At 28.1% G+C, this 12,147-nt stretch carries 18 protein-coding genes; all 18 read left to right on the top strand.

The window, feature by feature from the left end; all coding sequences use genetic code 11:
• Positions 1 to 47 precede the first annotated feature (47 nt).
• Complete coding sequence (locus FYJ83_RS02620; protein ID WP_154438783.1) at positions 48 to 803, top strand: MBL fold metallo-hydrolase; 756 nt, start codon at positions 48 to 50, stop codon at positions 801 to 803.
• Between the two features lie 23 nt (positions 804 to 826).
• A complete protein-coding gene (locus FYJ83_RS02615; RefSeq protein ID WP_154438782.1) occupies positions 827 to 1,162 on the top strand; it encodes a hypothetical protein in 336 nt (111 codons plus the stop codon).
• A gap of 5 nt (positions 1,163 to 1,167) precedes the next feature.
• The gene (locus tag FYJ83_RS02610; protein WP_154438781.1) at positions 1,168 to 1,419 is read left to right on the top strand and encodes a putative signal transducing protein; all 252 of its coding nucleotides are present in this window, start codon (positions 1,168 to 1,170) and stop codon (positions 1,417 to 1,419) included.
• A gap of 4 nt (positions 1,420 to 1,423) precedes the next feature.
• A complete protein-coding gene (locus tag FYJ83_RS02605; RefSeq protein ID WP_154438780.1) occupies positions 1,424 to 2,308 on the top strand; it encodes an ABC transporter ATP-binding protein in 885 nt (294 codons plus the stop codon).
• 1 nt (position 2,309) lies between these two features.
• Positions 2,310 to 3,125 carry an ABC transporter permease subunit gene (locus FYJ83_RS02600; protein ID WP_195837900.1) on the top strand — a complete coding sequence of 272 codons (816 nt, stop codon included), beginning with the start codon at positions 2,310 to 2,312 and terminating at the stop codon, positions 3,123 to 3,125.
• Positions 3,126 to 3,241: 116 nt separating this feature from the next.
• Entirely contained in the window at positions 3,242 to 4,999 is a 1,758-nt protein-coding gene (locus tag FYJ83_RS02595) for a serine hydrolase (RefSeq protein ID WP_195837899.1), read from the top strand.
• A gap of 132 nt (positions 5,000 to 5,131) precedes the next feature.
• Positions 5,132 to 5,824, top strand: a complete 693-nt coding sequence (locus tag FYJ83_RS02590; RefSeq protein WP_154438777.1) for a hypothetical protein — start codon at positions 5,132 to 5,134, stop codon at positions 5,822 to 5,824.
• Between the two features lie 30 nt (positions 5,825 to 5,854).
• Entirely contained in the window at positions 5,855 to 6,664 is an 810-nt protein-coding gene (locus FYJ83_RS02585) for a GNAT family N-acetyltransferase (protein WP_154438776.1), read from the top strand.
• Between the two features lie 121 nt (positions 6,665 to 6,785).
• Positions 6,786 to 6,920: a hypothetical protein gene (locus FYJ83_RS20165; protein WP_268233500.1), complete on the top strand. Its 135-nt coding sequence runs from the start codon at positions 6,786 to 6,788 to the stop codon at positions 6,918 to 6,920.
• Positions 6,917 to 7,102, top strand: coding sequence for a hypothetical protein (locus tag FYJ83_RS02580; RefSeq protein WP_154438775.1), 186 nt, complete (start codon positions 6,917 to 6,919; stop codon positions 7,100 to 7,102). Before FYJ83_RS20165 ends, FYJ83_RS02580 begins: the two co-directional genes overlap by 4 nt.
• A gap of 180 nt (positions 7,103 to 7,282) precedes the next feature.
• On the top strand, positions 7,283 to 7,753 hold the full coding sequence (locus FYJ83_RS02575) for a GNAT family N-acetyltransferase (protein WP_154438774.1): 471 nt from the start codon (positions 7,283 to 7,285) through the stop codon (positions 7,751 to 7,753).
• 92 nt (positions 7,754 to 7,845) lie between these two features.
• Complete coding sequence (locus FYJ83_RS02570) at positions 7,846 to 8,868, top strand: CPBP family intramembrane glutamic endopeptidase (protein ID WP_154438773.1); 1,023 nt, start codon at positions 7,846 to 7,848, stop codon at positions 8,866 to 8,868.
• A gap of 17 nt (positions 8,869 to 8,885) precedes the next feature.
• On the top strand, positions 8,886 to 9,155 hold the full coding sequence (locus FYJ83_RS02565; RefSeq protein WP_154438772.1) for a hypothetical protein: 270 nt from the start codon (positions 8,886 to 8,888) through the stop codon (positions 9,153 to 9,155).
• 100 nt (positions 9,156 to 9,255) lie between these two features.
• A complete protein-coding gene (locus FYJ83_RS02560) occupies positions 9,256 to 10,038 on the top strand; it encodes a metallophosphoesterase (RefSeq protein ID WP_195837898.1) in 783 nt (260 codons plus the stop codon).
• Entirely contained in the window at positions 10,035 to 10,190 is a 156-nt protein-coding gene (locus FYJ83_RS19615; protein ID WP_195837897.1) for a hypothetical protein, read from the top strand. The genes FYJ83_RS02560 and FYJ83_RS19615 overlap by 4 nt, the downstream gene beginning before the upstream one ends.
• Positions 10,191 to 10,550, top strand: a complete 360-nt coding sequence (locus tag FYJ83_RS02555) for an iron chaperone (RefSeq protein ID WP_326828286.1) — start codon at positions 10,191 to 10,193, stop codon at positions 10,548 to 10,550.
• Positions 10,551 to 10,582: 32 nt separating this feature from the next.
• On the top strand, positions 10,583 to 11,356 hold the full coding sequence (locus tag FYJ83_RS02550) for a class I SAM-dependent DNA methyltransferase (RefSeq protein WP_154438770.1): 774 nt from the start codon (positions 10,583 to 10,585) through the stop codon (positions 11,354 to 11,356).
• A gap of 114 nt (positions 11,357 to 11,470) precedes the next feature.
• Positions 11,471 to 12,100 carry a hypothetical protein gene (locus tag FYJ83_RS02545; RefSeq protein ID WP_154438769.1) on the top strand — a complete coding sequence of 210 codons (630 nt, stop codon included), beginning with the start codon at positions 11,471 to 11,473 and terminating at the stop codon, positions 12,098 to 12,100.
• The last annotated feature ends 47 nt before the right edge of the window (positions 12,101 to 12,147 follow it).

The raw sequence follows: 12,147 nt of genomic DNA, 5'->3' as shown, positions 1-12,147 counted from the left end.
ATAGAGTAGGGGAAGAATTAAGCGATTTCAAAAAAATGGAGGTTAGTATGAAAATTAGCAGAGTAGGAAATAGGGGAATTTTATTTACTTTTATGGAGCTAGAAAAATCTTTTGATTGTGTAACTAATGTATATGTAATTAATGGCAGAAAGAATTTTATCGTTTGTGATACATACTTAGGACCTTATTATATGAGAGAAGTAAAAGAATATCTTGAGACTAATTATGGTAAAAAGGATTATATAATATTTAATTCACATAGTCATTGGGATCATATTTGGGGCAATAGTGAATTTAGAAATTCTATAATAGTATCTCATAAGATATGTAGAGATTTTATTGCTGATTATGGAATAGAGGAATTGGCATCACATGCTACTGAATTTGCAAAAGAAGATATAGATATAGTTTTACCTAATATTACATTTGAAAGTAAGATTACATTCAATGATGAAGGAGTTGAATTTTTCTATAGTCCTGGTCACTCAGAGGATTCAGCTTCCTGTTATGATTTAATTGATAATGTACTTTTTGTCGGAGACAATGTGGATAATCCCATTCCTTCATATATGTGCTGGAACAATTTAGATAAATATAAAGATACATTGGACAAATATAATTCTATAGGGGCTAATATAATTGTACAAAGCCATGGAGATATTATGGACAATAAAATAATAAGAAGCAATATAGATTATATTGTAAAGTTAAAAGCAAATGAGAATATGAATTTCAAAGAAGAAGATGTGCTAAAGAAACATATATATAATCTTGAATATTTAAATAGTTGCACTACCACATAATGGAGATACTGGGAGGTGTAACAATGGATGAATCTATACCTTTTTTAATAATCACATCATATTGTGGATTGATATTTATGATAATTGGAATATATGCAATAAAGAGAAAGACACCGATGCACTTTTGGTCAGGAACAACAGTGAAAGTAGAAGAGATTTCAGATATAAAAGCCTATAATAGGGCAAATGGAATTATGTGGATAAGTTATGGTATTTTAATGGCTTTATCAGGACTAATTTCTTTAATATTTGGGACAAATATAGGTGGGATATTTCTAATAATACTTTGCACAGTAGGATTAATTATGTTAGTTTCAACATATAGAGGGATATATAATAAATATAGAAAGGATAGGTGAATTCCATGACTAAGAATAAAGATGATTTAGAAATAGTTCTTTTGCGAAGTACAAACAATAATTATGAATTGGATTTAATTAAAAGTTTACTGGAGGAAAATAATATTCCATATATAATAAGGGAGCCAGGAATTGGACAACATATGCGAATAATAGGCGGTTTACCTTTGTATGGAACAGATATATTAGTAGAAAAATCATCATTTGAAAAGGCTAATAATATTTTAGAAGAGCTTCCTTGGCAAGATGAGAGGTGAATATATGAATATTATTGAAACAGATAATTTATCCAAAAACTATGGAAAAAATAGAGGCATAATAGATATAAATATTAATGTCAATGAAGGGGAAATATTTGGATTTATAGGGCCAAATGGAGCAGGAAAATCCACTTTAATCAGAACACTTCTCAATTTTATTTATCCGACCTCAGGTAGTGGCAAGATTTTTAATAAAGATATTTCAAGGGAAAGTAGTTCTATAAAGGAATTAGTAGGATATGTTCCCAGTGAAGTTAAATATTATAGTAAAGTTTATGTAAAGGATATTATAAATTATACTAAGGGATTTAGAAAAGATTATAGCTCTAAAGAAATAGACTCTTTAATATATGATTTAGAAATAGATGTAAACAAACGTATGAATGAACTAAGTCTTGGAAATAAGAAGAAAGTCGCCATACTTCAATCTCTTATTGGCAATCCCCAGTTGTTAATTTTAGATGAACCTACCAATGGACTTGACCCACTGATGCAAAAAAGACTTTTTGATATTCTAATAAAAATGAAGAATGAAGGAAAAACAGTTTTTTTGTCTTCACATAATTTAATAGAAGTTGAAAATCTCTGTGATAGAGTAGCCATTATTAAAGAAGGAAGAATAATAGATACTCTGGAGCTAAAATCTACAGTAATTGATTTTGGAAGAATAATTGAATTGGAAGGAGATATTCCTAAAGATTTTATAGATAGGATTTCACATAAAACTCTTTCCATTGATGATAACCAATATAAATTTATTTATAAAGGAGATATTGACAACTTTATTAAATCCATAGCATCTTATAATATAAAAAACCTATCAATTAGAAAAGAAAATCTAGAGGACAATTTTATTAAATATTATGAGGATAAGGAGGAAAAATAGGATGAACATATTTCGATTTGAAATAAGAAGATTGATGAAATCTTGTATAGTATGGTCACTAGTATGTGGTATGATAATTGTCTTATTTATGTCCTTTTATCCCAGTATGAAAGATAGTGGAATACAAGAATTAGTAGAAACTAAATTAAGTGCATTTCCTGAAGGAATGATGGAGGCATTTGGTATTGATAAGATGGTTGATTTTACTGATATAATCCAATATATGGCATATGTTATACAATATGTAGGAATGGCTATGGCAATTTATGCTTCTATATTGGGAGTAACATCACTTTTAGAAGAAGAAGCAGAGGGAACTATTGAATTTTTATATGCTCAACCTGTAAATAGAAATCAAATAGTAATTTGTAAAATATTTAGCAGGGTTTTACTATTATTTATATATCTATTTATAATAGGAGCTATAGCCATATTTGTTTCCATTATATTTAAACCAGAAGGCATTGAGTTATTTGCTATGGTCAAGGATATTGTAAATATATTTATAGGTATGTCATTTGTTGGATTTATATTTTTATCTATAGGATTACTTTTGTCCACAATATTAAGTCCTACTATTAATTCTACAGCCATATCAATTGGAGTATTTTTTATAACTTATATAATAGGGGTAGTTGGTAAACTAAGAGATGGTTTAGAACCATTAAAGTATTTATCACCCTTTGATTATGCCTTACCTATGGATTTGGCTAAAGAAGGCTGGAATTCTAAATATGTTGTTTTAGGATTTATAATTATTATTCTATCCATATCTGGAACATTTATTTTATATAATAAAAAGGATATGAAAATTTAAATATAATAATTAATATTAAACGTGACATTGAAAATATTGGTATTCTCTGATAATCTATACTGAGATGATTTTGTATTCAAATAAATCTAAAAGTTATTGAAATGGAGGGATTTAATATGTGGAAAAGATTATTATCGTTCATATTAACTATTACATTAATATTTGGTATGACAGTTACTACATTTGCTGCTTCTGGAGATATTAATATTTTTGTAAATGGTAAAGAAATATCTAATGATGCCTATGTAAATGAAGAAGGTAAAGTGATGGTTCCACTACGTCAACGAGCCGAGGAACTAGGTTACATAGTTACATGGGACAATGTAGAGAAAAGAGTTACGATTTCAAATGAATATAATACTATTCATTTGAAAATTGGAGAATCTAGTGTTATAAAAAATGATAAAAATATTAATATGGATACAAAGAGCATTATCAAGGACGGTAAAACCTTTGTACCTATAGAGTTATTCAGCAATACATTAAATCTAATATTAGGATTGGATGATAAACACCAAGTATTAAATATAAATCAATTTACAAATAATCAAGAAGAATTTTTTAAAGTATCCAATGATACGGAAATGACTGCTAAACTAAATGAATATATGAAAGCACTAGAAAAAAACGAAAATTTTCATGGAAGTATTTTAATTGCTAAAGAAGGTAGTATACTTCTTAATGAAGGTTATGGATTTGCTAATTTTGACCAAAATACTCTTAATAAAACACAAACTAAATTTGCTATTGGTTCAGTTACAAAACAATTTACAGCAATGGCAATTATGCAATTAAGTGAGAAAGGTTTAATAGATGTAAATGATAGTCTTTCAAAATATTTGCCAGACTTTCCAAATGGAGATTTAATAACTATCCATAATCTATTAACTCATTCATCAGGACTAGTAAATTTTACTGAATTAATGGAGTTTTATACCTTAAGTTCAAATAATCAAACTCCTATGGATATATTGAATTTAGTAAAAGATAAGCCATTAATATTTAAGCCTGGTGAGAAATTCAGCTATAACAATACGAATTACTTAATACTTGGTATGTTGGTAGAACAGTTATCTAATATGTCCTATGAGGATTATTTACAAGAAAATATATTTAATCCTATTAATATGAATAATACAGGTATATCCTATGGTAAAAACAATGGATTACATGATGCAACGGCATATTCTGGATATTTGGAAGTAGTACCTATAGATGATGAGGTACTGTTACGTGGAGCATATGGTGCTGGAAATATGTATTCAACTACTGAAGACTTATATAGATGGAGTGAAGCCTTAAAGACAGAAAAATTAGTAAATAAAGATACTATGAATCAAATATTCAAAGAACACATAGATATGGAAGGAGTAGGAAGCTATGGCTATGGATGGATGATTATTGACTCTGAAGTAGGAAAGATAATTTTACATGGAGGTAATACATTAGGATTTACCTCTAGTATATCAAGAGTTGTAGATTTAGATTTGACTATTATTGTATTATCCAATGTTGGTTACTATGATACAACTACCCTAGTAAATACATTGACTTCTATAGCTTTAGGTGGTGTTCATGAACTACCAGAAGCCTTAACAGAAATTGAAATAAAAGATGCAGATTTATATGATAAATATATAGGAGAATATGAGCTAGCCCCTGAAGTTATTTGTACTATCACAAGAGAAGGAAATAGGATATTTGCTCAACTTACAGGTCAAGAGAAATTTGAAATATTTCCATGTACAGAAGATGATTTCTTTTATAAAATAGTAGATGCAAAGATTACATTTGTAAAAGATGATGGAGGAAATGTTACTAATCTAGTATTACATCAAATGGGACAAGAAATTTCAGCAATAAAAATTAAATAGATATATTTCTTTAGCCTTTTACTAGAATACAAGGTGTAATCTAGTAAAAGGCTATTTTTATTGCAAAATGTTCTGGAAAAGAAGGAATTTGATTATGCTTTATCGAATAAGTATATGGAAGGAGGAAAATTAATGAATATTAGTAATGATAATAAAAGAGTACTTAAAGGTCTAGGAATTATATTTATAGCAGTACTACTAAATTATAAACTTCCACATAAGTCTTATTCTACAATTGAATATATAATAAGACCAATAAAAAAAGGAAATACTACAATTTATCTTGCAGGATTGGTACCCTTAACATTAATCGTTGTAGCCACAAATATTTTATCTAAGGTGGAAAAATTAAAATATAGAAATACCAGTATAATATTTATAGCAATACTAGTAATTATAATGCCTATAATGAGAAAAGGGTTAGATATAACAAGAACTACATATCACTTTTTAGCAGATGACGGCTTATATAGTGTAGAATTGTTAGATGCAAGAACTAGTTTAGGAATTGCAGACAATAATGCAAAAGTTGATATTAAATTGGAATTAAAGGATTATGGTAAAGGTAATAAGAGATTTAGGATAAGGATATATTTTCCAGAGGAACTAAAGGAAATTGTAGGAGAAGAATACTATGAGTCTGAAAGGGTTCATAGCACCTATGGAAATAGAAAATTAAGAAGTATAGATGAAGTTATAGTTTTTAAATTAGAAGAAGATAACTTAAAAGAAAAATTATTAAACGATTGGAAGACAAATGGTAAGTTTGAATATGAGTTTTATAACGAAGAAGAAGCCATAAGGATTACTGATAAAGATTTTTAGCAAATTAACAAAGGAAGGAATGTTATAAAAATGAAAGATATACTTCAACGGGTAAAAGATTTTCAATATACTTCTTTGGAATATGCAGATATAAGTGATATATCTGATTCACAAGTATGTGTTAATAATAATCATGGTTTATTCCTTTATTCTAAGTCAGAAGGAAAAGCAACAATAGATTGGGGTACAAGCTCAAAGGAAGAATTTTTTCATGGACTAGAAGAAGCTATAGCTATAATTTCACTGGATAAAAGCATTAAGAAAATATATATAGAATTTATTCCAGAGGATTATGTTTCAGAAATGGAAAATAGGGGATTTATAATTGTCAGTGAATGGGTAGATTTTTGGAATAACGATTTAAATACAATAGGTGTAGAACAACCAAATTCATTGGTAATTAGAAGAATAAATGAAAATGAATATAAAGAAGCCTCAGAAATTACAAAATCATGTAAAGGTTATTCCCGAGGATTTAGAGGAGAGAGCCCTCAATGGATAAGGGAATGGAATGAATCCGAAAATTCATGTATATTTATAGCTGAGATGAATAAGAAAATTATAGGTATATGTTGTGTCAATTTATATGGTTTTGAAAGCGAAAAAGGTATAGTTTTATGGTTAAGGGAAATTGCTGTAAATCCTAATTATCATTCTCAAAAAGTGGGACTTAATTTAGCAGTACATGGAATTAATTGGGGAAAAGAAAATGGTGCAGTAAGAAGTTTTTTAGCATGTGATGCAGAAAACAAATATGCAATTAAACTATATGAAGGCTTAGGATATAAAAGAAAATTAAATCGTGGACAAATTAATATGGAAAAAATAATAGAGGTTTAATTTGTGTAAGTAAAGTAATAAGGTTAAATAGATATTAAAAAGAATTCCTAGCATTATCAATCATTAAGTAAAATTTACTTATATTGAGGGCAACATCTATTTTGAAGACTTAACCTAGATTATGAAAGATATTGGACTCCTAAGAGTAGATGTAATTATAGTAAATGAAAAGAATTATGACGCCTCATATTTTGGGAAAAAAGATTTAGCGGGATTCAAAGACTATGTATATGGAGAGTTTTGTGTTGGAAAATGACTACAATTATTTTAAGCATAAGAAAAATGCTCTATGATGATTATCCGATGTTGATAGAAACGGGGCAAGTTTTTGTTATAGACTATACAAAAACAGATGGCTCTGTAGAGAGATTGTACTATAGATCTGACGGGTATATTTGGAATGGTTTACCATCGACAGAAAATTTTACTATAGTGTAATAAGTTGTAGTTGTAGATAAAGACTTTTTTATAAGAAATTATTGAAAATGGTATTCTATGTATAGATATGATTAGATTAAGTATAGACTTCTAAATAGGAGACAAAATATTGATATAGATAATATTCATGAATTACTAAAGATTTTAAAACTATAATTTGAATTTAGTGAGGTGGAAACTATGTTTCAGGATACAGGAGATTTAATGGATCAAGAAATATTTTTACAATTAAATAGAACTGTAGATGCTAATGCTGATAAGAGATATGTTCCAGCTTATATTTTTAGAATATGTCGTTGTTCAGATGGAATAGAAGTTGGAGAATGTGATTTGCGAGTAGGGCATAACATAAACACTAGATTTGGAGGAAATATTGGCTACACAATTCATGAACCATATAGGGGCAACCACTATGCAGGTAAAGCCTGTTTATTACTTTTTAAACTAGCAAGACGACATGGGCTTGATACTGTTATTATTACATGTGATCCAGATAATACAGCTTCAAGAAAAACCTGTGAATATTGTGGAGCTAATTTATTAGAAATAGTAGATGTACCTGATTGGCATCCCATGTATAAAGATGGCAGCAGGAAAACTTGTAGATATGAAGTAAAGTTAAAGGAGAGTATGAAGATAGAAGAGTTATAATCACTAGTAAATAGATTTCTGAAATAACAATTTAACTAGAATATCTCTAGAGCAACCAAAACTATATAAGTATATTAGAAAGGTGTGATAAATTGAAAAAGTATAGTATTTCAAATAAAGATCTTATTGTATTCTTTGCTGTAACCTTTGGTTTGACGATTTTAATGGGATTTGCAATGTCTATGGCATATCCTTTATATTCTGTTGGTGCTTTTCCATTGATACAAATGTATTATCCAGCATTAGGTGCAGTAATAGCTTTATCTTTAAATAAAGAATTGCGTAAAGAAATACCTAAGAACTTCTTTAGTACATATATACTTTTAGTTATTGTTTTAATTTCCTATCTTTTGATTAAATTATTTATCTTTCATCAAGCACCAGATGGAGGAGTAAATTTTGCTGTATTGATTAGCAGTATTGTTTTGTTTGCTGCATATAGTTCAGATGAAAAGGAGAAGATTGACAGATTTGGATTAAAGTTTCAAAAGAATTTGAAAGAATCAGCTTATCATATTGCTTTATTTATTTTATTATACTTATCATGTTTGTTGATAGCTTCATTGATTGGAGGAGAATTTGGTGAATTCGTTGCACCATTTAAAAACTCAAGAACTTGGATTAGATTATTGACTTTACCCCTTTCATTTTTTGCTAGTTACCCTATATTCTTTGGGGAAGAATATGGATGGAGATATTTTCTACAGCCTGCTCTTCAAGAACGTATAGGTAAACGTAAAGGAGTACTTCTGTTAGGATTAATATGGGGAATTTGGCATCTTCCTATAAATATGTTTTACTATAGTCCAGAGACACCATTTTACTCTGTTTTAAGTCAATTGGTAGCTTGTATAAGTTATTCTGTTTTCTTTGGCTATGTATATATGAAAACTGAAAATATATGGACCTTATCGATTATTCACTTTTTAAACAATAATTTAGGTCATGTTCTTTATGATATATCAGGAACTAATATGGTAATTTCTTGGGAATCTATTTTATTTCAATTAGTGATTTTCTCTGTAATTTATATTCCTTTCCTTTTAAGTAAGGCTTATAGAAATTCACCTAATTTAAATATAAATGCAGATGAATATAAGGAATTAGATATTTAAAGGAGCTGAATTTATTTATGAAACTAATTATTACAATAGCAGTTTCTACTATTGTCTTTGGTAGAATATTTACTTATTTAAGAAAAGTAAAGCCACAGTTATTTTTACTATTTGAAAAGATACCAAGAAAATGGAAAGAAAAATATATTTATAGATGGATAGTATTATTGCCCATATTCTTATTAAGTTCTATAATTTTCACATTATCAAATGCAGGTGATATAGTTGGAGGAACTATATTAGGATGTATCATTAGTTTAGCAGATATTGCATTTACTAAGTCGTAGATATATGGACAACGCAGACATGATTGTTCCATTATTCACTGAATAATGGAATAAAAAATTATATATACTTAATGAGGTGATAAATATTTTCTACTATATAATGGGAATTATAATTATAGCTGCAATATCCATAATTATTTTAACCACTCACTTAGTTAAGGTGGAACATATGGAGATAAAGCAGAAGATACCTTCAAATTTTAGATTTGTTCATATATCCGATATTCACAATAAAGTAAGTTTTATTAACGGCAGGATTAGTAGCATTATAAATTCTACTAATCCTAATTTTATAGTGGTTACAGGAGATTATTCAAATACTCAAAAAAACTTATCTAAGGTAATAAAAGAATTAGGAAATATAAAATATCCTGTATTTATGGTATTAGGGAATTATGAAAGAGAAGAGCAAAAAAAATATTTTATGAAAAGAAATATAGAATTGGATAAATTGGTTAATGAAGTTAGCAAATATGATAATCTAAAACTACTGATTAATGAAAATTCAATATTATATATAGGAGAGACAAAAGTATCTATATATGGATTTGATAATTCCATATATGGAAATGAAAAATATGATATTGAAACTGAGAAAATAAGCAGTGATTATAAAATAGTATTAGCTCATTCACCAAATATAATCAATACAATAGAGTCCAAGGAAATAAGCTATAATCATATTCTAGTAGGTCATACACATGGGGGACAAATAAATATACCAATTTTTAAAACTTCATATGATGGCTTTCATATTGGCTATAAGAAAATCAGTAATGATCAATATTTTTCCATAAGTAGAGGCTTAGGAACTGTAAGAATACCCTTAAGAATCAGAAGTAATCCTGTTATAGATGTATATGATGTAATCTTAATAAGTTGAATTTAAAGAAGGATTTTTATAATTTGCATATTGGGTTAGAAATTTGTGCATGGGCTAAAGAAGTTAATTATGAATATTATTTAGAGGGAATAAAAGTGCTAAAAGGAACCGTGGACAAACTAATGAATAAATCATATAAGGGAGAGCTATAAATAGAAAATGATATAAAAATAAAAACTATTGATGAATATATTGAGATATGCCTCGAAGGAATTCAACCTAAGCTTAGGGAACTTAGACAGATTATTTTAGAGGCGTCATTAGAATTAACTGAGAAAATTAGTTGGGGTATGCCTACCTTTTATTTTAAAGGAAATGTAATCCATTTTGCATCACATAAAAAACATATTGGTCTATATTGCGGTGCAGAAGCAGTTCAAAATTTTGGAGATAAACTTCAAGGCTATAAGACTTCCAATGGTACTATTCAAATACCTAATGGCAGAGAGTTAGATGTGGATTTAATTCAAAATATTGTAAGGTTTAATATTGAGGGAAATAGAAATAAATAAAAAATATTATTTTATTAATAAGGAGATAAGCTATGGAGTTAGGAAATATTTATGAAAATACAGCTTGGTTATATGATTATGATAATAGAGATAATCTAACTGATGATATAGATTTTTATAAAGAATATGCGTCAAAATTAAGAGGAAAGGTACTAGAATTAGGCTGTGGAACTGGAAGAGTAGCCTTAAGATTAGCAGAAGCTGGATTTAAGATAACTGGATTGGATTTATCAGATACTATGCTTGAAATCTTTAGTGAAAAACTAAAAAATAGTACTTATAAAGATAATATTACTTTAGTAAAAGGGAATATGGCTAAGTTTGATTTAAGGAACAAATTTGAGTTAATCATTGCTCCATTCAGGGCATTTCAAGCATTAACTGAAGATGGAGATATAGTAAACTGTTTAAATTGTATTAGAGAACATTTATCAGATAAAGGTTTTTTCATATTAAATGTATTTAGACCTTATAAAGAATTAGATGAAACTTGGTGTTATGATGAAGTAGTACAATGGGAAGTTAATGATGACAGCAGAGGTCATAAAATAGTAAAGAAACATTGGGGTGATAAAATCGATACATCAAATCAAATTATTTATCCTCATTATGCCTTTGAAATCATAGATACTAATGGAAATATGAAAAGATTAGAAGAACATTTAAAATTAAAATATTATTACTACAATCAGATTGTTAAATACTTAAAAGACGCTGGGTTTGCCATAGTGGAAGAGTATGGCTGGTATGATAAAAGCAATATTGAAAATGGCAGGGAACTAATTTTTGTATGTAGAAATGTATAGAATATGAATTAAAGCTTAAAAAATTCCAGATAGACTGTTTACAGAAAAGGCTAGAGAAATTGCCACAATTAGGCTGAAATATATGGAAACATTTTTTGTAATGGAGGTACTTTTATGGTAAAGAGATATGGTATAGTTTTAATGCTAATTTTAGCTGTTATAATATTTATTAGTATAGGATGCAATAGTGTAAACAATCATAATAAGGTTGCTTATATTTCTGCTAATGATAATTCAAAATATGAAAATACATTTAAAGAGTTAAATCTTGGTTTCCTGTTGGATTTTAATTTTAAACTACTTAATGCAGATAACTCTTGGGTTAGTATATGGATTGAGGCATATAGTAATGGGAAACCTATAGAACCTTTCCATCTTATGGAGCTTTCATATGGATTAAGCCCAAAACAAGTTGAAGAAGGTCCTATAGGATTTGGTATCATAGATTCTAATAATAAAGAAAAGTTGCTTTTTCTTTATTCACCATATGGTAAAGTAGGACCCCATAGTATTGAAAGTGATCTATTTGTAGAATCTGGAATAAATATGTGGGATTGTGCAATAGGAAGTGGAAAGATTGGTTTAGAATTTGGACAAGAATTAATTTTAGGAGTATATCGGCAAGCAGAAGAATCTTTAAGAACTTATGATTATCAAAATTTAGATTCTATAAATCAAATGATAAATGAAGATACAACTGTGATTTTACTTAAAATTAAAGTAGATGAGAAAAGTGAATTATAGTATAAATAATTATGATATAGATTATGTGAAATACCACAAAAATAATG

It is taken from the genome of Tissierella pigra, from assembly GCF_009695605.1.
GTDB lineage: Bacteria > Bacillota > Clostridia > Tissierellales > Tissierellaceae > Tissierella > Tissierella pigra.
Note: the sequence above shows the minus strand (reverse complement) of the source record. Positions and strands in the feature narration are given on the sequence as shown.